Source organism: Micromonospora coxensis, from assembly GCF_900090295.1.
Classification (GTDB): domain Bacteria; phylum Actinomycetota; class Actinomycetes; order Mycobacteriales; family Micromonosporaceae; genus Micromonospora; species Micromonospora coxensis.
Window position 1 is genome coordinate 4,138,012 of record NZ_LT607753.1, and the last position, 23,785, is coordinate 4,161,796.

At 70.5% G+C, this 23,785-nt stretch carries 21 protein-coding genes and 2 pseudogenes; 15 read left to right on the top strand and 8 right to left on the bottom strand.

The window, feature by feature from the left end:
- Positions 1-228: 228 nt before the first annotated feature.
- Complete coding sequence (locus GA0070614_RS18945) at positions 229-606, bottom strand: winged helix-turn-helix transcriptional regulator (protein WP_088977223.1); 378 nt, start codon at positions 604-606, stop codon at positions 229-231.
- Positions 607-685: 79 nt separating this feature from the next.
- On the opposite strand from GA0070614_RS18945, the gene GA0070614_RS18950 reads away from it, so the two are divergent.
- From GA0070614_RS18950 to GA0070614_RS18960, 3 genes are all read left to right on the top strand, one after another.
- On the top strand, positions 686-1,096 hold the full coding sequence (locus GA0070614_RS18950) for a RidA family protein (RefSeq protein WP_088977224.1): 411 nt from the start codon (positions 686-688) through the stop codon (positions 1,094-1,096).
- Positions 1,097-1,272: 176 nt separating this feature from the next.
- On the top strand, positions 1,273-2,205 hold the full coding sequence (locus GA0070614_RS18955) for a LysR family transcriptional regulator (RefSeq protein ID WP_088977225.1): 933 nt from the start codon (positions 1,273-1,275) through the stop codon (positions 2,203-2,205).
- Positions 2,202-3,122 (top strand): serine hydrolase, encoded by a 921-nt coding sequence (locus GA0070614_RS18960; RefSeq protein WP_088977226.1) that lies wholly within the window; start codon positions 2,202-2,204, stop codon positions 3,120-3,122. The genes GA0070614_RS18955 and GA0070614_RS18960 overlap by 4 nt, the downstream gene beginning before the upstream one ends.
- A gap of 86 nt (positions 3,123-3,208) precedes the next feature.
- On the opposite strand, the pseudogene GA0070614_RS18965 reads toward GA0070614_RS18960, so the two are convergent.
- From GA0070614_RS18965 to GA0070614_RS18990, 5 genes and pseudogenes are all read right to left on the bottom strand, one after another.
- A pseudogene (locus GA0070614_RS18965) lies at positions 3,209-5,359 on the bottom strand (transglycosylase domain-containing protein); the annotation flags it as partial.
- A 148-nt stretch (positions 5,360-5,507) separates the two neighbouring features.
- On the bottom strand, positions 5,508-6,416 hold the full coding sequence (gene bla / locus GA0070614_RS18970) for a class A beta-lactamase (protein ID WP_408630777.1): 909 nt from the start codon (positions 6,414-6,416) through the stop codon (positions 5,508-5,510).
- A 149-nt stretch (positions 6,417-6,565) separates the two neighbouring features.
- A complete protein-coding gene (locus GA0070614_RS18975) occupies positions 6,566-7,744 on the bottom strand; it encodes a GDSL-type esterase/lipase family protein (protein WP_197701343.1) in 1,179 nt (392 codons plus the stop codon).
- Positions 7,745-8,250: 506 nt separating this feature from the next.
- A complete protein-coding gene (locus GA0070614_RS18985; protein ID WP_088977229.1) occupies positions 8,251-8,631 on the bottom strand; it encodes a YccF domain-containing protein in 381 nt (126 codons plus the stop codon).
- 155 nt (positions 8,632-8,786) lie between these two features.
- Positions 8,787-9,839 carry a sodium:calcium antiporter gene (locus tag GA0070614_RS18990; RefSeq protein WP_088977230.1) on the bottom strand — a complete coding sequence of 351 codons (1,053 nt, stop codon included), beginning with the start codon at positions 9,837-9,839 and terminating at the stop codon, positions 8,787-8,789.
- A 109-nt stretch (positions 9,840-9,948) separates the two neighbouring features.
- On the opposite strand from GA0070614_RS18990, the gene GA0070614_RS18995 reads away from it, so the two are divergent.
- The 6 genes from GA0070614_RS18995 (at position 9,949) to GA0070614_RS19020 (ending at position 14,886) form a co-directional block, all read left to right on the top strand.
- Positions 9,949-11,265, top strand: coding sequence for a hemolysin family protein (locus GA0070614_RS18995; RefSeq protein WP_088977231.1), 1,317 nt, complete (start codon positions 9,949-9,951; stop codon positions 11,263-11,265).
- Between the two features lie 256 nt (positions 11,266-11,521).
- Positions 11,522-12,598, top strand: coding sequence for a sporulation protein (locus GA0070614_RS19000; RefSeq protein WP_088977232.1), 1,077 nt, complete (start codon positions 11,522-11,524; stop codon positions 12,596-12,598).
- A gap of 100 nt (positions 12,599-12,698) precedes the next feature.
- The gene (locus GA0070614_RS19005) at positions 12,699-12,920 is read left to right on the top strand and encodes a hypothetical protein (protein ID WP_088977233.1); all 222 of its coding nucleotides are present in this window, start codon (positions 12,699-12,701) and stop codon (positions 12,918-12,920) included.
- Between the two features lie 358 nt (positions 12,921-13,278).
- Positions 13,279-13,551 (top strand): GlsB/YeaQ/YmgE family stress response membrane protein, encoded by a 273-nt coding sequence (locus tag GA0070614_RS19010; RefSeq protein ID WP_088977234.1) that lies wholly within the window; start codon positions 13,279-13,281, stop codon positions 13,549-13,551.
- Positions 13,552-13,699: 148 nt separating this feature from the next.
- Complete coding sequence (locus GA0070614_RS19015) at positions 13,700-14,635, top strand: cation diffusion facilitator family transporter (protein WP_088977235.1); 936 nt, start codon at positions 13,700-13,702, stop codon at positions 14,633-14,635.
- A gap of 77 nt (positions 14,636-14,712) precedes the next feature.
- Positions 14,713-14,886: a CsbD family protein gene (locus GA0070614_RS19020; protein WP_088977236.1), complete on the top strand. Its 174-nt coding sequence runs from the start codon at positions 14,713-14,715 to the stop codon at positions 14,884-14,886.
- Between the two features lie 110 nt (positions 14,887-14,996).
- On the opposite strand, the gene GA0070614_RS19025 is transcribed toward GA0070614_RS19020, so the two are convergent.
- Positions 14,997-16,343: an MFS transporter gene (locus GA0070614_RS19025; protein WP_088977237.1), complete on the bottom strand. Its 1,347-nt coding sequence runs from the start codon at positions 16,341-16,343 to the stop codon at positions 14,997-14,999.
- A 520-nt stretch (positions 16,344-16,863) separates the two neighbouring features.
- Positions 16,864-17,751: a LysR family transcriptional regulator gene (locus tag GA0070614_RS19030; RefSeq protein WP_088977238.1), complete on the bottom strand. Its 888-nt coding sequence runs from the start codon at positions 17,749-17,751 to the stop codon at positions 16,864-16,866.
- Between the two features lie 190 nt (positions 17,752-17,941).
- Between GA0070614_RS19030 and GA0070614_RS19035 the strand changes: the two genes are divergently transcribed.
- The 6 genes and pseudogenes from GA0070614_RS19035 to GA0070614_RS19055 all read left to right on the top strand — a co-directional run bounded on the left by GA0070614_RS19035 (position 17,942) and on the right by GA0070614_RS19055 (position 23,380).
- Positions 17,942-18,742: a GNAT family N-acetyltransferase gene (locus GA0070614_RS19035; RefSeq protein ID WP_088977239.1), complete on the top strand. Its 801-nt coding sequence runs from the start codon at positions 17,942-17,944 to the stop codon at positions 18,740-18,742.
- 213 nt (positions 18,743-18,955) lie between these two features.
- The gene (locus tag GA0070614_RS19040) at positions 18,956-19,390 is read left to right on the top strand and encodes a hypothetical protein (protein WP_088977240.1); all 435 of its coding nucleotides are present in this window, start codon (positions 18,956-18,958) and stop codon (positions 19,388-19,390) included.
- A gap of 25 nt (positions 19,391-19,415) precedes the next feature.
- Positions 19,416-19,510, top strand: a pseudogene (locus GA0070614_RS31190) (ABC transporter); the annotation flags it as partial.
- 310 nt (positions 19,511-19,820) lie between these two features.
- Positions 19,821-19,943: a hypothetical protein gene (locus GA0070614_RS31440; RefSeq protein ID WP_269459450.1), complete on the top strand. Its 123-nt coding sequence runs from the start codon at positions 19,821-19,823 to the stop codon at positions 19,941-19,943.
- 160 nt (positions 19,944-20,103) lie between these two features.
- The gene (locus GA0070614_RS19050) at positions 20,104-21,738 is read left to right on the top strand and encodes a TlrC/CarA/OleB/SrmB family ABC-F type ribosomal protection protein (protein WP_088977241.1); all 1,635 of its coding nucleotides are present in this window, start codon (positions 20,104-20,106) and stop codon (positions 21,736-21,738) included.
- A 64-nt stretch (positions 21,739-21,802) separates the two neighbouring features.
- Positions 21,803-23,380: an FAD-dependent monooxygenase gene (locus tag GA0070614_RS19055; protein ID WP_088977242.1), complete on the top strand. Its 1,578-nt coding sequence runs from the start codon at positions 21,803-21,805 to the stop codon at positions 23,378-23,380.
- The last annotated feature ends 405 nt before the right edge of the window (positions 23,381-23,785 follow it).

Below are 23,785 nucleotides of genomic sequence, written 5' to 3' on the forward strand. Positions count from 1 at the left end.
GAGCCGACGACGATGCAGGCTCTGCCCGGTGAGTCGCAGGCGTTGCCGACCTCAGACATCGACTGTGAGCGATAACATACCGTTCGTCAAGTCGTGATGTTCGGGGACCTGTCGGGCGGTAGCGCGCGGCGGCCTCGGGGTTCGACCGCACACCGGCGGCGCACGTCGCGGTTTCCGGATACGGCAGCAGGCCGAGGGGCGGAACGAAGACCGCCCGGCCCGCATTCGTCACTCGGCCTCCGCGTCGAACGCCTTGCGGGCGCGTTCGATCTGCGGCATGTGGGTATCGGCCCACTCGAGGAGGGCGTCGACCGGGGCGCGCAGGGTCTTTCCCAGCCGGGTGATCCGGTACTCCACCGCGACAGGGCGGGTCGCCACGACGTGACGTTCGACGATCCCGTTGCGCTCGAGCCGTCGCAGGGTCGCGGTGAGTGACTTCTGCGTCACCTTCGGAACCGCCCGGCGCAGCTCGTTGAACCGGCACGGGCGCTCGCACAGTTCGTTGAGAACGCTGAGCGACCACTTGTCCAACACCTGGTCGAGCAACTCGCGATGCGGCGCGTCGATACGCAGTTCCTCGGCGCGGGCGGTGGTGGTATCGCGCATGTAACCAGGTCTCCTTGAAGTGTCCTGCGGCAACTAGGTATCAATGGTAAACCGAGCCGATTCCCGTAGAGGAGAAACGATGCCCGTCACCCGCTTCAGCCCCGACGGCCTCCAGCCGCACACGCCCTACCATCACGTGGCGGTGGCCACCGGGTCACGGCACATCCACGTCAGCGGTCAGATCGCACGCCTGGGCGACGGCACACCGGTCGCGCCCGGCGACCTGTCCGGGCAGGTCGCGCAGGCGCTGCGCAACACCGGCCGGGCCCTCGCCGGAGCCGACGCCTCATTCGAGGACGTGGTCCGGTTGACCTTCTACGTCACCGACTGGGCACCCGAGAAGATCGGGCCGTTCATGGCCGGGATCGAATCGGTCGTCGAGGAGCTCGGTCTGCCCTGGCCCCTTCCGCCGGCGTCGCTGATCGGGGTGGACTACCTCTTCGAGCCCGACGTGCTCGTCGAACTGGAGGCGACCGCGATCTCGCAGTGAGTGCTTCCTGCTCGATCGCGAGACGGAGACAGCGGTCGCACGGCCACGCGTCGGTGTCGCCACCTCACGCCCTGCATCACCCTGTGTCATCGTGCCCAGCATCAGGCCGACTCCGGCCTGATGCTGGGCAGGTGCCGCGCCAGTTCGTCCATGCGCTCCGGGTATAGGTTCGGTGAGTGGATGTGGTCGCCGCCTGCCGGGCCTTCGTCGCGGTCAGCGGCCACGGCAGCTTCACCTCCGGGGCCGCAGCTGCGGGCATCCCCCAGTCGGTCGCCAGTCGCCGGGTCGCCGCCCTGGAGGAGCACTTCGGGGCGCGGCTGTTCGACCGGTCGTCCCGGGCGGTCCGGTTGACGTCGTTCGGGCAGGACATGCTGCCGTCGGCCCGGCGCCTGGTCGACCTCGCCGACGCCATGCGCGACGACGCCGAGCGGGCCCGGTTGCGGCCGCTGCGGGTCGCCGTACCCGAGATCTGCCCGCCGCGCCGCCTCGCCGATCTGGTGGTCGCGGCGCGGCGGCAGGGGATCCACCTGGAGGTACGGCCGGCCGGCCCATCCGAGCGTCAACGGCTCTGCCGGACCCTGGAGGTCGGTGCCGGGATCGTGGCGGTTCCGGAGGCGACAGCCGCCTGGCGGGTCCCGCTGGGGCTGGCCGCCCGGACCCCCTTCCCGGCGCCGACGGTGTTCCTGGAGACGCTGCGCAGCGGCAGGGCCCGGACGCAGGCACGCCGGAGGATCCTGATCCAACCCGAGGACGACGTCGCGCACCTACGCGACCCACTGACCCGCGTCGGCCAGGCGGCCGGCCTGGCACCGGCCCAGGTGACGGTCGCGCCGTCGCTGGTCGACGCCGCGGCAGCGGCCCTCGGCTCTCCCGACCTGCTGCTCTGCTCCCGTCAACAGGCCGAGGAGTTCGACCTGCACTGGCGCCCTCTCGCCGGCCCGCGGCTCCTGCGGGGCTACGACGTCGCCACCGGCACCCGCGAGGACCTCGATCAGCTCAGCACGGTCCTGTACGCGGACATCGCCCACTGCCTGGGCGCCTCCGCCGGTGACCCGAGGCCGGCCGAGGGCTCGCCACCCGGCAGCCCGTCGACCGGAGATCCGACATGAGCGCCATCGCGGTGGTACGCAACGCCCAGGACCTGCTCGACGAGGCGGGACTGCACGGCGCCTTCCTGGTCCGCAACCTCGACACCGGCGCGGAGATCGGCTTCGACGCGGACACCCCGTATCCGGCGGCGTCGCTGGTGAAGGTGCCACTGGCGGTCGCCGTGCTGGAACGGGTCGCGCGCGGGGAACTCGACCCGGCGACACCGGTCGACGTCCCGCCCGGTCGGATCACCACACCGGGCCCGACCGGGCTGAGCCGCTTCCGCCATCCCGCGCGGATAGCCGTGGACGACCTGCTCTACCTCAGCACCTGCATCAGCGACTCGGTCGCCGCCGACGTCCTGTTCGACCTCGTCCCGCCGGCCGCGGTCGCCGCCGAACTGCGGCGACTACGCATCGACGGCATCGCTGTACGACATCGCGTCGGCGACCTCACCGACACCCCCGCCGAACGCCTCGGCCCCGACGACGTGCACCTGGCCCACTCCCTCGCCATCGGCGCGACCACCCCTGGGCAGGGCCATCCCGTCGCCCAGCTCGACGTCACCCGCGCCAACGCCGGATCGGCCCGGGCCTTCGTCGACCTGCTGCAGGCCCTCTGGCGGCCTTCGACGATCCTGGCGGCCACCGCGGCCCGGGTGCGCGCCCTGATGGGTGACAACCTGCACCGGCAGCGGCTCGCCCCCGACTTCACCTCCGACGCCTCCCGCTGGGCGTCGAAGACCGGCACCCTGCTGCACCTGCGCCACGAGGTGGGCGTGGTGGACCACGCGGACGGGCAGTCGTACGCGGTCGCCGCGCTCACCGCCTCCCGGGTGCCCGCCGTCGCCCAGCCCGGCAGCGAGGCGACGATGGCCCAGGTCGCCCGTTCCCTGCACGACCACCTCCGCACCGGCACACTGCCGTGGTGGGGTTAGCCGGCGACGAGCACGACCGGCTTCCACACCAGGTCACCACCGCACCGGGACATCTCGACGTACGGGTCGCGCGTGGCTCAGCGGGTCAGTTCCGTCGGCGCCGGTGCGAAATCGATGCGTGGCTTGCCCTGCATCGCCGCCGCCAGGGTCTCGTAGACCGGCGGGTTGACACCGTCGCGCTGCTGGTGCCGCATCTTCACGGTGGTCTGCGGCCAATCCGGGTCGGTCAGGATGCCCGCCACGGCGTACTGCTTGGTCATCGCGACCAGGGAGGCGTAGTTCTCCGCGTCGGTGGTGCCGGTCTTGCCGGCGACCGGCGCGTCCACTGCGGCTTTCACCTGCGCGGCCGTCCGACTGCCGCCACACCGGCTGGTGGCGGAGTCGTCGCCGACGGGGCAGCGGGCGACATCGACGGCGGCGCGCGCCACTGCGGTGTCGATCCGCTTCTCGCAACGGGGATCGGCGACGCTCAGGGTCCCGCCGTCCGGACCGCGGATCTCCTGCACCGGTGTCGGTGCGCACCAGGTGCCGTCCGCGGCCAGCGTCGCGTACGCGTTGGCCAGTTCCAAGGGGGTCGTGGCGGAGACGCCCAGGGTGAACGCGCCCCAGTCGTGGGCGGCCTCCCGGTCGTCGGCCCACCGGTTCTCCCGGTCGACCCGGAACTGGATGCCGAGCCGCTTGGCCACGTCGACCACGTTCTCGGCGCCGACCTGCTGCTGCAGCGGAACGAAGTAGGTGTTGGTCGACCGGGAGAACGCGCTCCACATGTTCAGCACGCCACCGGCCCTCTTGTCGGAGTTCGTGGGGCAGTACAGATCGGTGCCTGGACACGCGGTGGGGCTGGCGCGGTCGATGACGTACTCCGACCGAAACCGTTGTGGTGCGTCGATGGTGTGGCTCAGCGGGATGCCCTTCTCCAAGGCGGCGACGACGGTGAAGATCTTGAAGGTCGAGCCGGCCTGGTAGCCGGTGATGCCGTCCCCTCCGGTGAGCAACGGGTTCACCGTGTGGGGGTAGTTGCCCGAGGCGCCCTTCGCCCGCTGCTTCGGGTCACTGTGCGGCTCGTTGGTCGGGTTCCTCGGGTCGTCGGGCCGGAAGGTGCGGTTCACGGCGAGGGCACGGACGCGGCCCGTGCCCGGTTCCACCGCGGCGACCATGGCCGCTTCCTCGGCGGTCTCGCTTTTGGCCCTGCGTACCGCCTGGTCCGCGCCGCGCTGCGCCTGCACGTCGAGGCTGGTGGTGATCGTGTATCCGCCGCTCTTGAGTCGCCGCTCCCGGTCATAGGTGGTGGAGCCGAAGGTCTCCTGCGACATCCACCAGCGGTAGAGGTAGTCGCAGAAGAAGCCCCAGTAGCGCTGGTTGGTGGCGACGCAGCCGTTCGGGGTGCGCTCGTCCTCGACGACCATCTCGGTGGCCTTGGCCGCGTCGGCCTGCTGCTGGTTGATCGCGCCGATGGTGACCATGTTCTGCAGGACGTAGTTGCGCCGGTCGAGGGCGAGACCCCGGCCGCTGCGGGTGGTCGGGTCGTTCTGGCTCGGCGCCTTCACCATGCCGGCCAGCAGCGCGGCCTCCGCCAGCTCGAGCTTGCTGGGCGGCTTGCCGAAGTAGACCTGGCTGGCGGCGAAGATGCCGTACGCCCCGTTGCCGAAGGCGGCGATGTTGAGGTAGCGCTCCAGGATCTCGTCCTTGGAGAACTCCTTGTCGATCTCCAGGGCGTAGCGCATCTCGCGCAGCTTGCGGGCGCTGGTGTCCTCGGTCGCGGCGACCACGTCGGCCGGGTGCGAGGCGGAGTACGCGATGGCGAGCCGCACGTACTGCATGGTCAGCGTCGAGGCGCCCTGCTGACCGTTCGTGCCGGACTGGTTGTTGACGAAGGCCCGGGCGACGCCGTTGAGGTCGACCCCGTGGTGCTGGTAGAAGTCGTGGTCCTCGGCGGCGATGATCGCCTTCTGCATCAACGGCGACACGTCGGCGAGCTTCACGTCCCGCCGGTTCTCGTCGTACATGGTCGCCAGCGGGGTCTTGCCGTCCGAGGCCAGCAGGTAGCTGATCTGCGGCGCCCGGGCCACGGTCAGCTCCTTCGGCAGTGCGCCGAACGTCTCGGCGCCGGCCTTCGCCGTCAGGCCGGACATCGCCACCGCGGGGAAGGCCGCCGCCGCGACCACCACTCCGGCCAGAAGGCCACAGATCAGCAGCGATGCGGCGTTGGTGACGACATGGTGGTCACGTTTCCGCATCCCGGGTCACCTCGATTCGTAGGGTGCTGGGCAGCAGCGGCCCACCAGTCGGCGTCCCACGCCCCGGCCGGGCCTTCATCGCCGCCGCCCTGCGGTGTCCGACACGTCGGTGCGGGCGCACGGCGACGAGTGGGTGCCGGTCACCCGGTCACCAGCTGGCCAGCACCGCCTTCGTCGCCTCGGCGATGAGGGCGTTGTCATAGCTGGCGTCCTTCTCGTCCCGGCTGGACAGCACTGCGAGGACGATCGGCGCCCGGTCCGGCGGCCAGATCACCGCGATGTCGTTGCGGGTGCCGTAGCCGCCGGCACCGGTCTTGTCCCCGACGACCCAGCCGTCGGGCACACCGGCGCGGATCAGCTCACCGCCGGTGGTGTTGCCCCGCAGCCAACCGTTGAGGATGTCACGGTCCGCGGGTTCGAGGGCGTCACCGACGGCGTACGCCCGCAGGGTCCCGGCCAGAGCCCGCGCGGTGCTGGTGTCCCGTCGATCGCCGGGCCTGGCCTCGTTGAGCGCGGTCTCGTAGCGCGCCGGGTCGGTGACCTTGTCACCGACCTCGCGCAGTTCCTTCTCGAACTTCTGCGGTCCGCCGAGCTGGCGCAACATCAGGTTGCCGGCGGTGTTGTCGCTGTACCGGACGGCGGCGTCCGCGATGGCGCGCAGCGTCATGCCCGTGGCGACGTGCCGCTCGGTGACCGGCGAGTAGGTCACCAGGTCGTCCGCCGAGTACCGCACCACCCGGTCCAGCTCGGCGTCCGTGGTCTCGTCGAGGACCTCGGCGGCGGCCAACGCCTTGAAGGTCGAGGCGTACGCGAACCGTTCGTCGGCCCGGTACCCCACCGTCCGCCCACTGCCGGTGTCGATCGCGTAGACGCCCAGCCGCGCGTCGAACTTCTCCTCCAGCTGCCGGAACTCGTGCTCCCGGTCGGGTGCGGGTGACGCGGGGGCCGTCACCGTGCTGTCCCGCGTCGGCTGCTCGGCGGCACCGGCGGGGCTGCAGGCGGCCAGGGACACCACTGCCGCCGTGACCACCAGGCGGTGTGTCGCAAGAACCATGATCACTCCTCGTCGATACGCGGACCGGGCACCGGACAGCCGGTCGGACAGACTCGACCCTGACAGCGATCCGGCATGCGGTCGAAGACAGAAGTCGCGGGATTCATGCCGATCAGACATCAACGGCGCGGCGCGGACCGACCGCAGGCGGATCAGGAGCGGCGCTCCGCGAAGGGTCCACCGGCGGCGAACGCCCGCTCGGCGAAGCGTTCGGCGATGCGTCGGTGGGTGGCGGTGTCCGGATGGAGCTGATCGGGCAACGGCAGCTCGGCGAAGTCGGCCTCGCCGTAGAGGTCGAGGCCGTCGAGGTGGTGTAGGTTCGGGTCGTCGGCAGCGCGCTGGGCGGTGATCCGCGCCAACTCGTCCCGGATGACACGGAGGGTGAGCTTCCCGCTCGCCCGCTCCGCCGGGTCGCCGGTGGCCCGGAACCGCACCTGTCCGGTGGCGAGGGCGGTCAGGTCGAACGCGCCGGGACCGGGGGTGTCCTCGTGGATGGGGCAGTAGATCGGGGAGACGACCAGCAACGGCGTGGTGGGGTGGCCGTCGCGGATGGTGTCGAGGAAGCCGTGCACGGCCGGGGTGAAGGCGCGCAGCCGCATCAGGTCGGCGTTGACCAGGTTGATGCCGATCTTCACGCTGATCAGGTCGGCCGGGGTGTCCCGCATGGTGCGGGCGGTGAACGGGTCGAGCAGCGCGCTGCCGCCGAAGCCGAGATTGACCAGGTCGACGCCGCCGAGGGACGCGGCGACAGCCGGCCAGGTGGCGGTGGGGCTGGTGGCGTTGGAGCCCTGACTGATGGAGCTGCCGTGGTGCAGCCACACCCGGCGCCCCGGGTCGGGCACGGGTGCGACGGGAGCGTCGGTGCGCAGGGCGACGAGTTCGGTGGTTTCGTGGTGCGGCAGCCAGATCTCGACATCCTTCACCCGGTCGGGCAGGCCGGTGAACCGGACGGTGCCGGGTGGAGCGGACCGGCGCTGCGTGGTCCCGCTGGTCATGTCGATGGTCACCGTGTCCCCGCCGGTGACGCTGGTCTGGTCGGTCAGGTGACCGTCGACGAGCAGGTCGTAGACGCCGTCGGGGCGGCCCGGCAGGCCGACGTAGGTGTGTCGGGTGGGCAGCGTGTCCAGCTCGACCGCGGTCGCGCGGGTGCGGAAGGCCAGCCGCACGCCGGCGGGTTGAGCCTCCACCATGGCGAGTTGCCCGTCGGTGTACTGGGCGCGGGCCCAGGCGGGCAGCCGGTGCGGCAGCACCCCGCGCGCGGTGCGCTGCACGTCGAGCGCTCCGCGCAGGAGGTCCGTGCTGATCGGGGTGGTGATCCAGGCGGACATCATGCTCTCAATCCGTCAAGTGGCTTGTCGGATGGCGGTGACCCGGCGGCCGGGTCACTCACACCGGTCGTGTTCGCGGGCGTAGCGGGCCCGCTACGTGGCGGGACCGGGTCTGAGGCCTGCGCCGGCCGCTCCACCCGCCCACCAAGATCAATCAAAGTTACCTGGGTTGCCCCCTTCGTGTGTTGGTCGCAGCGGGGCATTGCTGTGGTCGCCTGCCGAGGCTCAGCAGAGGCGTGGTGAGCCTGGCAAGGTGGACGTGCATCGCGCTGTCCGGCGCCTGGCCGGGCGTGGCCATGCCAGCGACAACGTCGAATTCTTCCGAATGTTGTCGTATTCGACGACGTCAGCCCTCGAAACCACCCGTCGGTGACCACGTCACGAACGCGTGTGACGTCGTGTTGGACCACGGCCCGCGGCAAGTGCTGGTCCTGTCTTTCGGGTGCGCCACCAGATGACTGCGGTGATGACGATGGCGGCGCTGGTACTTCCCGCGGTGGTCGGACCCGTTACGGGGTGTCGATGACCTCGCGTCCGAGGGGCCAGAACGCGGCGGGGACGAGCTTGAAGTTGGCGATCCCGAACGGGATGCCGATGATCGTGAGGCACAGCGCGATGCCGGCGAGGAGGTGGGACAGGGCCAGCCACCAGCCGGCGAGCACCACCCAGAGGACGTTGGCCAGCCCGGAGGCGATCCCGGAGTCGGGCTTGGGTACGACGGTGCGGCCGAACGGCCACAGAGAGTAGACCGCCAGCCGGAGCGCCGCGACGCCGAACGGAACCGTGACCACCAGGAGAAAGCAGATCAGCGCGGCGACGCCGTAACCGGCGGCGAGGACGATACCGCCGCCGAATATGAGCCACAGCACGTTGAGCACAAAGCGGATCATGTTCTGAGCATGACCGACGCGTGCCACCCGGGTGGCGCTGTCGACAGGGACCGCCAGCGCCGGCGATCGGCGCAGCTGCTCTCCGTGCGAGCAACCTGGCGACTTTGCTCTGGGCGAGGGCTGCGGCGGCGAGGTGTCGGGCATGCAGGCGTGGGTTACGCGGGGGAGAGGGCGAGGATGACGGTCATAGCGGCGTAGCTGGTCACGAGTAGTACGCCTTCGAAGCCGAGGCGGCCCCATCCGCACGCCTGGCGGACGAGTAGACCACCGACAAGGACGGCGGTCATGAACAGGGCGTTGGTAGTGACAAAGAGTTCCTCGGTTCCGGCGGCGTGGTAGATCGATCCGTCGCGGTAGGCGATGTCACCCACGACGAGGTTGAGCGCGTCGAGGCTGTTACCGCCGAGGACGGCAGCGATGGCAAGCGTCGGGGCGCCGCGGCGAACGGCGGCGACGGCGGTGACGGTTTCGGGCAGGGCGTTGACGGCGCCCATCAGAATCGCGCCGATGAAGCCGGCGCTGAGCCCGGTGATGGTGACGAGGCTCTCGGCGGCGAGGGCGATGGCCCAGCCGCCGACGGCGACGAGCAGGCCGACACCGGCGAACCGGGTCCACAGCCAGGCGGAGCTGCGCTGGTCGAGCTTTCCATGGGCGTGCGGGACGTCGGGAAGTGTCTCCGTGGTGGCAACGGCCTGCCACAACGGGCTGGCCCCGGCTCTGCGGATGAGGTGCAGGCCCCCGAGGTAGCTGCCGATCATGACGAAGGAGGCGGGATGCAGACCGGCGAGAGTCGCGTCCGGGGTGAAGCTGCCGAGCAGCGCGACGGCGAGCAGGGCGATGAGCAGGGTGCCGAAGAGCACGTTCGACAGGGACGCGGCGGCGTGTTCGAGGTTCACCCGACGCTGGAAGGCGTCCGCGACCGCGACCGCGGTGGTCTGGGCGGCGATGCCGCCGACGGCGTTGCTGTAGCCGAGTTGTGGCTGGTCGGTGGCAGCGGTGACGGCGGTCATCACGATGCCGGACAGAGAGGTGGCCAGGCCGAAGAAGACGGCGCCGAAGAACGCCTCACCCCAGCCCGTACGGTCGGCGAGCGTGTCACCGAGGGTGACCAGCCGGATGCTCCCGAGCACGGTCAGTGCACCCGCGATCAGAAAAACGGCGACACTCCATCCCAGCGGCCAGGGCAGAGCGGTGAGAACCTCCGGCACCGGCGGCGGGTTCCCCGTTTTGCGGCGGAGATGCCCCGATCTCGGTGGTCCCGGGGCGGCTACGGTTGGTGTTGCGGAAGGTCCGGTTCAAGGAGGCGTCGAACAGGCTGTGGGCGGCTATGGCGTGCAGGTCACGCTGGTGTTCGTGTTGGTGTTGGTGAACGCGGTGTTCGCGGGCAGCGAGATGGCGTTGGTGTCGCTGCGGGAGAGCCAACTGCAGCGCCTGGAGCGCACCTCCCGGGCGGGTCGGGTGTTGGCAAAGCTGGCCCGGGACCCGAATCGTTTCTTGGCCACCATTCAGATCGGCATCACCCTGGCCGGGTTCCTCGCCTCGGCCGCCGCTGCGGTGTCCCTGGCAGCACCGCTGGTGGGGCCGCTGGGGTTCCTGGGGTCAGCGGCGGAGCCGGTGTCGATCGTGCTGGTCACCATCGTGCTGACCTTCATCACCCTGGTGCTGGGTGAGCTGGCGCCGAAGCGGATCGCGATGCAGCGCGCGGAGGGCTGGGCGTTGCTGGTCGCCCGTCCCCTCGATGCGTTGTCGGCGTTCTCCCGGCCGGCGGTGTGGCTGCTGAGCAAGGCCAGCGACGCGGTCGTACGCCTGACCGGCGGTGACCCCCGCGCCCGGCGGGAGGAGGTCACCACCGAGGAGTTGCGGGACATGGTGGCCGCGCAGCGCAACCTCACCCCCGAACACCGGATGATCATCTCGGGGGCGTTCGAGGTGGCCGAGCGGATCCTGCGGGAGATCCTCGTTCCGCGCCGCGAGGTCATCACCCTGTCCGCGACGCTGACCGCGCCGCAGGCGCTGCGCGAGTTGGGCAAGTCGGGGCAGACGCGCGCCCCGGTCGTGGGCCGCGGCGGCCTGGATGACACCGTCGGCGTGGTGCACATGCGCGACCTGCTCGACCAGGAAGGCCCGGTCGCCGACCACGCCAGTCCGGCGGTGTACCTGCCGGAGACGCTGAAGGTGACCGAGGCGATCCGGGAGATGCGCGCACAGCGGCAGCAGTTCGCCCTCGTCGTGGACGAGCGGGGCTCCATCGACGGAATCGTCACGATGGAGGACCTGGTCGAGGAGATCGTCGGGGAGATCTACGACGAAACCGACCGGGACGTGCAGGCCGTCGTGCGGGAGGTGGACGGGGCGCTGCTGATGCCGGGTGGCTTCCCGCTGCACGACCTGTCGGATGTGGGCATCGACCTCGACGAGGACGTCCTCGAGGCCGGTGACTACACGACCGTGGCGGGCTTGCTTCTGGCCCACCTGGGCCACATCCCGAAGACGCCGGGTGAGGTGATCGAACTGCCGGGCCTGACCGCCGAGGTGGCGGAGGTGACGGGCCGCGCCATCACCCGGGTACGCCTGCGCACCACCCCGGTGCGTGGCGACGGGCCCGAGGCCGGCGAGGACGAGACGACCTCCTGACGAGGCCGGCCGACTGACACGCGCGATGTGGGGGTGGCGGCCGCACTCGCGCGCAGAGACCAGGCCGACACCCGCACAGGTACCCGAGAGTAGCTGTGCGGATGCATTCAGCCATCTCTCAGGTGGCATTGGTAGCTTCCCGGCGCGACGGCTTCCATCATGGACGTCGTTGATTTCGTTGCGGCGCAAGGGTTCCGGTGGAAGTTGCACCGAGTCTGGGTTGTCGCGCGTTCGATGTGCGTCGAGGGAGAGGTTCGTGGTGTTCAAGAAGATGCTGGGCGCGTTCGGGGTAGGCGGCCCCAGCGTCGATACCGTCCTGTCCAATCCGAACACCCGCCCGGGGCTGATGCTGGGCGGGCAGGTGAACCTGACCGGCGGCAGCCACGACGTGGAGATCGACCACATCACCGTCGGGCTGGTCACCCGGGTGGAGATCGACGGCGCGGAGGAGGAGTACGACGCCCTCGTCGAGTTCCACCGCGTTCAGGTCGCGGGTGGCCTGCACCTGCGCGAGGGTCAGCAGTTGTCGCTGCCGGTCCAGGTGGCGATGCCGTGGGAGACCCCGGTGACCGACCTGTACGGGCAGCACCTGCACGGCATGACCATGGGCCTGCGCACCGAGGTGGCGATCCGCGGCGCGGTCGACAAGGGCGACCTCGACCCGGTGTTCGTGCATCCGCTGCCGGTCCAGGAGCGCATCCTGGAGGCGTTCGGCCGGCTCGGTTTTTCGTTCAAGGGCGCCGACCTGGAGCGTGGGCACATTTCGGGGCTGCACCAGAGCCTGCCGTTCTACCAGGAGGTCGAGTACTACGCCGCCCCGCAGTACGCCCACAGCGTCAACGAGGTGGAGCTGACCTTCGTCGCCAACGAGCACGGCGTCGACGTCGTGCTGGAGTTCGACAAGCGTGGAGGCCTGTTCACCGGCGGCCACGACTCGTTCGGCCGCTACCACGCCGCCCACGCCGACGCTGACCGCGTCGACTGGGCGGCGCAGGTCGACGGCTGGGTCCGCCAGGCCCTCGACGGCTACCAGAGCCTGCACGCCGGCCACGGCTACGCTCCGCCCGCCCAGGGCTACGGCACGCCGGGCTACCCGCCTCCGCCGCCCGGCTACGGGCAGCCCGCGTACGGCGTCCCCGGCCACGGGCCCGCCGGGTACGGCCACCCCGGCGAGCACTACAAGGAGGAGCATCACGAGCGGCACGGTGGCCCCGGCATGGGTGGCGTCGCCGCGGGTGTGGTCGGTGGCGCCGCGCTCGGCTTCGCCGGCGGCATGGTCGCCGACGAGGTCTTCGACTTCGGTGACGACGAGGGCGGCGACGAGGAGGAGTGAATGCGTCCACAGTGGATCGAAGCGCCCGCTCCATGATCTAATTCGACAGATATGTCCGCACCCGACCGGATTGTCTGGTCGGGACTTCGAAGGAGTATGCATGCCCGTCACCGCCGACCTCACCAAGCTGGTCGACAAGGCCTACCAGGACAAGACCCTCACCGAGATCGTCGACGCCCCGGTGTCCGCCCTCGCCGGGGTCAGCGACGGCGACGCCAAGCTGCTCAAGGACGCCTTCAACATCACCACCGTCGGCGATCTGGGCCGTAACCCGTACTTCCGCACCGCCAACGCCCTGGTCGCCCTCGCCGGCGGCAAGTAGCGCCCCCACGGCGTGGTGCCGGGGCTTCCGGCACCACGCCGCATCGTGCAGGTGCGGCGCCGGCCTGGGCGCGAGGATGACAGCACCTCAGGTCCGCTGCCCCCATCTCAGGCGAGCACGCCCCGGCACGAGCCGAGCTGTCGGTTGCGCCGGCGATGGGATTCGGGCTCAGGTAGCCGCGACGGCGGGACAGTTGCCAGCAGGGGACGGTGGAGCCGCTGACGCCGTTCTGACGATCGGTGCGCGATTGCATGACAGGTGTGTGAAGAAGTGCCGGCATGCCATCGGGAAGGTTTCGCCGGCGGCACCCCAGGGGCACAGTGACCTCCGGCAGACAACCTCTGGAGGGACGGCTCTCGTGGAAGTTACCGGCTTCTTCACCGCCATCATCATCGGTCTGATCATCGGCGCGCTCGGCCGCCTGGTGGTGCCGGGCAAGCAGAACATCCCGATCTGGCTGACCCTGCTCATCGGCGTGGTCGCCGCGATCCTCGGCACTCTCGTCGCCGGCGCCCTCGGTGTCGACGACACCCGCGGCATCGACTGGATCGAGCTGGCGATCCAGGTCGTCTTCGCCGCGATCGGCGTCGCGGTCGCCGCTGGCGCCTACGGCCGCCGCCGGATCCACTGATCCGCGCAGCGTGTGCCCGGCCTGTCCCTGCGGGACGGGCCGGCGCGTGCTGCCCGGCGGGATAGCGGCAGACACCGGTCCGGTGCCGGTCCGGCGTCACAGGCACACTGATCACCCATCCGACGATGCGACGAGGGAGAGCGGACCGATGGCGGCTGAGGGCAGTACCAAGGCTGTGGTGACGGCGCTGGTCGCGAACCTGGGTATCGCGGTCAGCAAGTTCGTCGCCGCGGGCATCACCGGGTCGGCGTCGATGCTCGCCGAGGGCGTGCACTCGGTCGCGGACTCCACCAACCAGGCGCTGCTGCTCGTCGGCGGCAAGCGCGCCCGCCGTGCCCCCACCGCGCTGCACCCGTTCGGCTACGCCCGCGAGCGCTACGTCTACTCGTTCATCGTCGCGATCATCCTGTTCACCCTCGGCGGTCTGTACGCGCTCTACGAGGGCTACCACAAGATCAGCGACCCGCACGAGCTGACCTCACCGCTGATCGCCGTGGCCGTCCTGCTGATCGCGATCGCCCTGGAGAGCTACGCGCTGCGGACCGCGGTGAAGGAGGCGAACAAGGTTCGTGGCAAGCGGGGCTGGGTCTCCTTCGTCCGCCACGCCCGCGCCCCGGAGCTGCCGGTGATCCTCCTCGAGGACGCCGGCGCCCTGCTCGGTCTGCTCTTCGCCCTGTCCGGCGTCGGCCTGAGCGTGCTCACCGGCAACGCCCTGTTCGACGGCATCGCCACCCTGTGCATCGGCGTCCTGCTGGTGGTCATCGCCGTCATCCTCGCCGTCGAGACCAAGAGCCTGCTCATCGGCGAAGCCGCCCTGCCCGAAGAAGTCACCGCGATCCGGACCGAACTGGTCGCCACCCCTGGCGTCGACCGCGTCATCCACCTGCGCACCCTGCACCTCGGCCCAGACGAGCTCCTCGTCGCGGCGAAGATCGCCATCGGCACCGCCGACCGGGGAGCCGACGTCGCCACCACCATCGACGACGCCGAGGCCCGCATCCGCCGGGTCCTGCCCACCGCCACGGCGATCTACCTCGAACCCGACATCGACCGGCAACCCGCACCGTCCGGCCTCAGCAACTGACCTGGTGGACGGTGGTTCAGGTCCGGCGCCAGGGGTAGTGGAACCCGTGTAGCGCCAGCATCGACGTGGGAGGCTCCATGGGTATCGACGACAAGATCGGCAACGCCTCCGAAGAGGCCGCCGGCAAGGTCAAGGAAGGCGCCGGCCGGGCGACCGACGACGAGCGGCTCGAAGCCGAGGGCCGCGGCGACCAGACCAGCGCGAACGTCAAGCAGGCCGGCGAGAAGATCAAGGACGCCTTCAAGAGCTGACCGGGCCCGCGCAGGGCGCGGCAGGGTGAGATGACTGAACGGCCACGACGGCACACCCCCGTCGTGGCCGTTCCCTGTCCCCGCCGGCCCTTTCCCCGAGTGCCCGGCGGCTACCGGTCGACCGCCGTCATCGTCCCCACCGGGAGGGCGATGTCGTCCCCGGCCTTGCGGGCCCACCGGCCAGCGGCGACCGCGTAACCCACCGCGAGGCACCCGTAGCCGACCGCGGCGACACCGAGCAGCACCGGTGAACGCCCATCGTCCGGAATGAAGCGGGATGCGGCCACCATGCCGAGCACATAGGCGAGGTTGAACGCCGTGTCGTTCACGGCGAAAACCCGCCCCCGGAACGCGTCGGCGCACTCGTGCTGCACCATCGTGTCCACCACGATCTTGATGCCGTGCCCGGCCACGTTGACCACCAGCACGACCACCACCAGGAGCAGCGGGTCGAACGGCAACCCGAACACCGGCAACGCCACCGCGACCGCCGCGAGCAACCCGACCACCCACCGCCACCCACCGACCCGGCGGGCCACCACCGGAGTCACCGCCGCCGCGAGCAACACGCCGGCCGCGCCCGCAGCGAAGACCAGACCCAACCGCGCCGGCACGCCGTCGAGGTCATCGCCGGCGAACCGGTTGCGGTAGAGCAGCAGCATCGCCAAGGCCAGAACCCCGAACAGCAGCCGGAATCCCGCCTGGACTCCCATCGCGTACGCGGCGCCGCGCGCCTGCCCCAGGTGCCGTATCCCGTCAGCCATACCGCGTACCACCGCCGCCGCCTCTCCGGCCAGGCCCGGCCGGTGCGGCAGCACCTGGTCGGGGCCCAACTCGTCGCGGGCGAAGGAGAACCGGGCCATCGCGGCGGAGGTCAGGTAGCCCACCGGTGCGAGCAGGGCGATGGCGGCGTAACCCGTGTCGCCGGCCGGGAACACGGTCTGGAGCAGCAGCAGGGCGCAACCCAGCCCGAGCGAGTACGCCACCGACCCCCCGGTGCCGCCGACCGCGTTCGCGGTCACCAGCCGCTCGTCGGGCACCACGTGCGGAGTCGCCGCCGACAACCCCGACAGCAGCAGCCGGCCCAGCCCGATCACGACCAGGGTCGAGACGAAGAACAGCGGCCCTTCCGACCCGAGGAAGATCAACGCGGCGATCGGCAGCACGACACCCGCCCGGGCCAGGTTCGTCACCACGGTCACCGTCCGGCGGCTCCACCGATCCAGCAACACCCCCGCGAACGGCCCCACCACCGAGTACGGCAGCACCAGCACCGCCGCGGCGAACGCGATCGCCGTCGGCGTGGCCTGCCGGTCCGGGTTGAACAACACACTGCCGGCCAGGGCGGCCTGGAACACCCCATCGGTGAACTGCCCACCGAGCCGGACGGCCAGCAGCCGCCGGAACGCCGGCACGGCAAGCAGGGCACGGAAGTGATGAGTACGGCGAGAAGCCATGATCCGCCAAGCCTACGGGGGTGACCAACGCCGCTCGGGTCACCCGCCCTGACCGCCAGCAGCATGCCGCTCGCGATCGTCCTGGTTCTCGCACATCGGGTCCGAGGTGTCTGCCGTCCACGGCGGCAGGCTGACGTTGCCCCTCCTGCTGGCCCACGCTCTGGCTGCCACCCCAGCTCCGCCGGCGCTGGGAGGACGCCTTCCCCGAACTCGCCGCGACCCGCAGCAACGCGGCGTAGCGGTGGACCCCTTCCACGAACGCCTCGCCCGCACGGGGCTCAGGGCCGTCCGCCGGCAGCTGAGGGGATGTCCTGCGCCGGCTGAGATTGGTCGCCCGCCGGACCTCCGGTCGTAGCGCCTGGCGGATCGTTTCCCGGCTGTACCCGGTGACCCGCTGCAGATCCATTGGCCGCCAGCCGGCCGCGTGAAACGCCCGTAGCCAATCTGTGGCGCGCGGCAGTCGGAAGCTTGTTGAGCCGCAGTCACGGTCTGCCGGTGGGAAGGGCGGCGCCAGGCCCGGCTACGTCGTTTGCTGCGCCTTTGTGACGACTTGAACGAAGGCGCGTACCAGGGCATTCTCTCCGCCTTTGCGCCACACCGGCGCGTAGTGCAGCACCGGTCCGTCGGTGATGGGCAGGAAGGTGATGTCGCCTCGTTGCCGGGTGGCTACCACGTCCGATCCGATCGGGGACACGACGCTGCCGCCGGCGATCGCTCGGAAGGCCTCCTCGAGGGTGACGATGCCCAGTCCGCGCCGGACGGGCCGCCCGGCCGGGGTGGTGGACGGGGTGTGCGCCTCCCACACGTAGTCGGGAATGGGTCCCTCGGGGTAGACCACCGGATGATCGCCGAGATCCTCCAGCTCGACGCTGCCCCGGCCGGCCAGCGGATGACCGGCGGCCACCGCCAGCACCAGCTCCTCGCGGTGCAGGACCGGCCCGACCGTGAGGTCGGGCTCGCGGATGGGCAGCCAGAGAATCCCGATGTCGACCGAACCGGCCCGCAGCGGCCCGAGCGGGTCGGTCGGCAGGATTTCGCGCAGGCGCAGCTCGCACTGCGGGTGCCGCTGCCGGAACAGGTCGAGGACGGCCTCGACCGACTGGTAGTGGGTGGCCATGGTGCCGACGGTCAGCGTGCCGGCCTGGCCCCGTGCGGTGGCGGCGGCCTCCTCGATGCCGGAGATGATCTCGCTGTAGCCGGCGCGGAGGCGGTCGCGTAACCGCTCGCCGAGCGGGGTGAGTCGAACAGCGCGGCTCGTACGCTCGAACAGGCCCCCGCCGATCCGGCGTTCCTGCTGTTTGATCGACTGACTGACCCGCGATTGGGACACGTGCAAACGCTCGGCGGTGCGACCGAAGTGAAGCTCCTCGGTCAGCGTCAGGAAGATCTCGATGTCGCGCAGTTCCACCAGACGGCCCTACCTTCGATCACTGCGGCCTGGAATTGGGCAGTCTACGGCCGCGACGAGAACGGGCGGCACGAGCGTGGCTCGGACCACCGGCCGTCGCGGGGTCCGTCCTCGATCGATCACCGCTGGCTAATGCGGCGATGCGATCTTCTGCGTTGTTCGGCCGGGGCGGCCGGGCGATGGTGGACGCATGAGCGAAAGCGTGATCGACATCGTGGCGGCGCCTGATCATCTCGGGACCCCACGCTGGCACGCTGTGACGTCGCCCGGTTCGGTGGCCGGGGTCGCCGATCTACGTCCGGTCATGCCGTTCGAGTACGAACTGCCACCGCCGACCGCCCTGCAGCCGGGCACCCTTGATCTGAACCTGTATGTGCAGCCGCAGTGGCGTCGACGAGGGATCGGATCGCGGCTGCTGGCCGCCGTCGGTGCACACGCCGTGGGACGGCGGCTGATCGTGGAGACCGCCCCGGATTCCGCCGCGCAGTCGTTCTGCGAGCGGCACGGATTTCGGCGCACCGGATCCAGGATCCATGACCTGCTCGCCTACCGCGATATCCACCATGCCTGGCTGGGTGAGTTGGTCGACGTCGAGCACCCCGGATACCGACTGCGTCACTGGACCGGGGACCCGACTGGCGCGAGCGGCGTCGAGCAACTGCTCCGGTATCCGAGCCGACCGGGTGATGCGGTGGTGAGCACCGCCGAGGCGGACGGCGGCGTGGTCGCCTGTGTCTTGGCGATGACGGGTGCACCGTCGCAGCGTCGCGCCCGCCAGTACGGCCCTGCCGTGCGCGTCGGTCATCGCGGACGGCGGCTGGGACTGTGGGTCAACGCCGCTCTGCTCACGCGACTGCGCGAGATCCACCCACACGTCGAGGAGATCGAGACTCGCACCGCCGACGAGGACTCCGACCTGGTCGCCCTGCATCGACACCTGGGCTTCCGCCCTCTCGGGCGGCGTCTCCGCTACGAACTCACCCTGCCGTAACCGGCGGCCCTGACTCCGGTCCAGCAGCACCGGGCCGACGCGTCCCGCTGAAGAGAGGTTTGTCATGAAAGATCCTGTCCACCCCTGGACGTGCGCCACCCCGGACGGGAGCCGAGACCCGCCCGGTGATCCCGGGCCGCCACCCGGCGGTCGCCACCCGCCCACGCCAACGTCAACGTCAACGTCAACGTCAACGTCAAGGAGCTCACCACCGTGTCCGTCAACCTTTCCACCCAGGACAAACTCACGCTTCGCACGGCCGCGTACGGTGCGGTCACGCTGCTGTCGGCGGCCGGAGCCGCCGGCGGCTCACCCCACAAGATCGCCACCGAAGGGTCCATCGCCCTGGCCTCGGCAACCGGCCTGGTCGGGCACGTGCTCGCGGAGAAGTCCACGGGTATTGACCTGGGCGGCAGGTCGGTGGCCGAGATCGCCGACCGCGTTCTGCCCGCCCTGACCGAGGCGATGCGCCTGCTCGCCGAGCAGGCTCCGGCCGAGGCCGACAACTTCCGCCGCACCGTCGTCGTCGCCCTCGACGCGGCCGTCCGTACCCGGCAGGGCGCACCCGGTCCCACCGTCGCCGACATGACCAACAAGATCGTCGCGGCGCTCGACGCCGCCGAGGCCACCCCGGAGGTGACCACGTGACGACCCCGGCGACTCGGTCTCCGGCCTGCGCAAGGCGTACAAGGACAAGCCGTCCTCGACGGCGTCGACCTCGACGTCCACGCCGGCACGGTGTTCTGTCTGCTCGGCCCGAACGGCGCCCAGTGTGCTGACCAACGTGATCGCCATCGCGGCGCTCGTCGGAGTGGTCTTCCTGCCGGGTTCAGCCCGGAGGCGAGCCTGACCGACTGGCTCGCCGTGGGTGGCGTCGTCGTTCTGCTCGCGTTCGCGGCGGGCTGGTTCACGGTCGCGCTGGGACTGTCGGCGAAGTCGCCGGAGACAGCGGGCATGGCCGCCGTGCCGCTGGTCATGCTGCCGTTCTTCAGCAGCGCGATCGTACCGGCGGAGAAGATGCGGACCGGGCCTTCGTCAGTTCGCCGAGTACCAGCCGTTCACGCCGCTCATCGAGACCGTGCGCGGCCTGCTCGACAGCGCGCCCGACACCACCGACGCGGCCGTCGCCGTCGCCTGGTGCGTGGCGATCGCCCTCGTCGGCTACCTGTGGGCGCGTTCCGCCTTCACGAAGCGAGCGTGACCCGGGCCGGTGTGGGGCGTTTGCGGCGCCGTCTCGGTGAACCCGATCCGACGAGGCGGCGCCGCAACGGGTCGAGAGCCCTTGCGCTCGGCACCTGGCCGTGGCGGCCGAACGGCCGTCATCGGCATGTCCTTGTCAAGCTGTCAGATCAGGGGCCGTCTTGTTCACGTCGCAACTTTCGCTGCACCACATCATCCGCCGCTACGACGAGCGCACCGTGCTGGCCGGCGTGTCCTTCAGCGTCAAACCGGGCGAGAAGGTCGGCATCATCGGCGACAACGGCGCCGGGAAGTCGACCCTGTTACGCCTGATCGCCGGGGTGGACCGACCCGACAACGGGGAACTGACGGTGATTGCCCCCGGCGGTGTCGGCTACCTGGCCCAATCGCTGGCGCTGCCGCCACATGCCTCGGTCCAGGACGCGATCGACCTCTCTCTGGCCGACCTCCGCGAGCTCGAGTCGCTGATCATGCACACCGAAGCCGGACTGAACGGCCTGTCGAGGGCTGAACTCGTCGCCGGCCTGGAGCACTACGCCGGGCTGGTTTCCCGTTACGAAGCACGGGGCGGGTACGGGGCGGACACCCGGGTCGAGAAGGCGTTGCACCGGCTCGGCCTGCCGAATCTGGACCGTACGCGGGCGCTCGGCACCCTGTCCGGTGGGGAGCGGTCCCGGCTGGCGCTGGCCGCCACGCTGGCCTCCCAGCCGGAACTGCTCCTGCTCGACGAGCCGACCAACGACCTCGATGATCAGGCCGTGGGCTGGCTGGAGGCGCGCCTGCGGCAGCACCGCGGCACACTGCTCGCGGTCACCCATGACCGGGAGTTCCTCAGCCGGGTCACCGACACGATCCTGGACGTCGGTCAGGGCACGGTGACACGCCACGGCGACGGCTACGACGGGTACCTGACCGCCACGGCCGCCGAACGCCGCCGTCGGCTACAGGAGTACGAAGACTGGCGCCATCAACTGGTCCGCAACCGTAAGCTCGCTGCCGCCAACGCGTTCCGTCTGGAAGCGATCCCGCGTAAGGCGCCGATGGCCAAGTTCGGGCACGGCGCCTTCCGTGCCCGCGGCCGTGATCACGGTGCGATGGGACGCATCCGCAACGCCAAGGAGCGCATCGAGCGTCTCACGGCAAACCCGGTCGCGCCGCCGCCCGACCCACTGGCGTTCTCGGCGAGCATCACCGGCGTCGACAAGGACGCCCCGGAGACGGTTGCCGAGCTCACCGAGGTTCGCGTCACCGACCGGCTGTACGTGCCGTCACTGCGGATCGGCGGCACGGACCGGCTTCTGGTCACTGGGCCCAACGGGGCGGGCAAGTCCACCCTCATCCGGGTCCTGGCAGGAGAACTGCGCCCGGACGATGGAAGGGTACGCACCCAGGGCCGGATCGGTCACCTGCGGCAGCAGATGACGCCGTGGCCGCCGGACCTGACCGTGTTGGAAGCGTTCGCCGGCGGGCCGGCTGGTGACCCGGACGAACTGCTGTCGCTGGGCCTGTTTCGGCCGGCTGACCTGCGGTTGCGGGTAAGGGAGCTGTCGTACGGACAACTCCGCAGGCTCGAAGTGGCCCGCCTGGTCAGCAAGCCGGTCGACCTGCTGCTCCTGGACGAGCCGACCAATCACCTGAGCCCTGCTCTGGTCGAGGAGTTGGAGCAGGCGCTGGTCGACTACCAGGGCGCAGTGGTCGTCGTCACCCACGACCGCAGGATGCGGGCTAGGTTCGCCGCCACGCACCTACAGCTACGTGCCGGCCACGTGGAACAACTCAGCGAGAGGACCGGCTGACGCCGGCATCTGCCGCGACGGCGGTGCCAGGGGCGACGAGAACCTCAGAGGGGAATGGCGAGTAATGGAGACTGACGTAATCATCGTGGGCGCCGGTCCGGCGGGCCTGATGTTGGCCGGGGAATTGCGCCTGGTCGGAGCCCGAACGGTGGTGCTGGAGCGCCACCCGCAGCCGCGAGACATCCCGAAGGCCAGCGGCCTCGGCGGGCGGATCCTGGACCTGCTGCGCCACCGGGGAATTCTGGAGCGATTCGAGGAGGCCAGCAGCAATCCCCAGGTGGCCCCTCGATTTCCGTTCGGCACCATGCACCTGGACTTCACGCACCTGGCGGATCCGCCGATGCGGGCGCTTCCAATTCCGCAGCGGGAGGTCGAGCGACTGCTCGAGGAACGCGCGCGGGAACTCGGCGCTGACGTCCGTCGCGGACACGACGTGGTCGGGGTGACCCAGGACGATGCCACGGTGACCGCGGACGTGCGTGGGCCGGACGGGCCCGCGCGAGTGACCGCTCGATACCTGGTCGGTTGCGACGGTGGGCGCAGCCGGATCCGCGACCTCGCGGGGATCGCGTTCCCCGGCGTGACCTACCCGGAGGTCAACAGGCTGGGCCAGGTCACGGTGCCCGACTCGGTGACGGTGCTGGACAACGGTGACATCGACGTTCCCGGGCTGGGCCGGATCCGCGCGGGTTTCACGCGGACGGACCGCGGTGTGTTCGCGTTCGCGATCACCGCCGGCGTCCTGTTCGTGCAGATCACCGAGGACGAAACCACCGAGTACGACGACGACGAACCGCTGACCCTGACCGAACTCGCAGAGAGCGCTCGCCGTGTGCTCGGCGCGGACCTCCCGCTGGGGGAACCGATCCGGCTGTCGCGCTACACGTTCAAGGATCGGCAGGCCGAACGATACCGCCACGGGCGGATCATGCTGGCCGGCGACGCAGCCCATCTGTTCCCCGCCACCGGTACGGCACTCACCGTCGGCATGCTCGACACGGTCAACCTCGCCTGGAAGCTGGGCGCCGACATCCACGGCTGGGCGCCGGCCGGCCTGCTGGACACGTACCACGACGAGCGCCACCTCGCCGGCGCACGTGCACGGCTGCAGACCCGAGCCCAGGCGGCCATGAGGCGCGGACACGACCCGGCCGCCGAAGCGCTCCGGCAGGTCTTCCAGGAACTGGTCGTCGACGAGCCGGCGCTGCGCCGGATGGGAGCACTCGTCGCTCATGCCGACGTCCGCTACCCGATGCCGGGCACCGGGCACCACGCCTTGGCCGGCACCTTCGCACCCGACCTCATTCTGCACACCGACCGGGGCACAACCAGCGTCGCGGAGCTCATGCACACCGCACGGCCCGTCCTCCTCGACCTTGCCGACCGCCCCGAGTTGCGCCAGATTGCCGGAGACTGGGTCGCTCGCGTCGACATCCGCGCCGCGAAGACCGACACCCGACCAGCAGACGTCCTCCTGATCCGCCCCGACGGGCACGTCGCCTGGGCCGCGACGCTCGACGAACCCACCGTCACCGCCGGGGCCACGTTGCGAGACGCGCTCTCCCGCTGGTTCGGCACACCGCCAAAGCCAAGGGGAGTGCCAGCTGTCGAGTACGGCTGCTCGAACGGGCCGGCGTCGTGAAGGTGGTACGGACGCGGAAGGTGCGGGGACAGTTGGGGGCGCGGTTACAGGGCCCGGTCGCTCTGTTCCACCCGGCACCGCGCGAGCGCGTCGAGGGAGGTGCCAGGTGACCTCAGACGAGCGGAGGTTGCCGGCCGGGTTCGGGCGGCTGTGGGCTGCGCCTCGACACCCTCGCGGTCGACCAACCCGCCGCCTGGCAGCGGGTCGACGACCTCATCGCCACGAAGAAACCCCGCGGCTACGCCGCCGCCGTACAACTACTCGTCGACCTGCGCGACCTCGCTGAACGCGACGGAGACAGCGGGCTTTTCCGAAACCGGCTGGCCGAGCCACGGGCGGCGACGTCGGCGGCGGTGGGCTCCAGGTGTCCGTCGGGACCCGCAACCGGACATCGAACTGTGTCGT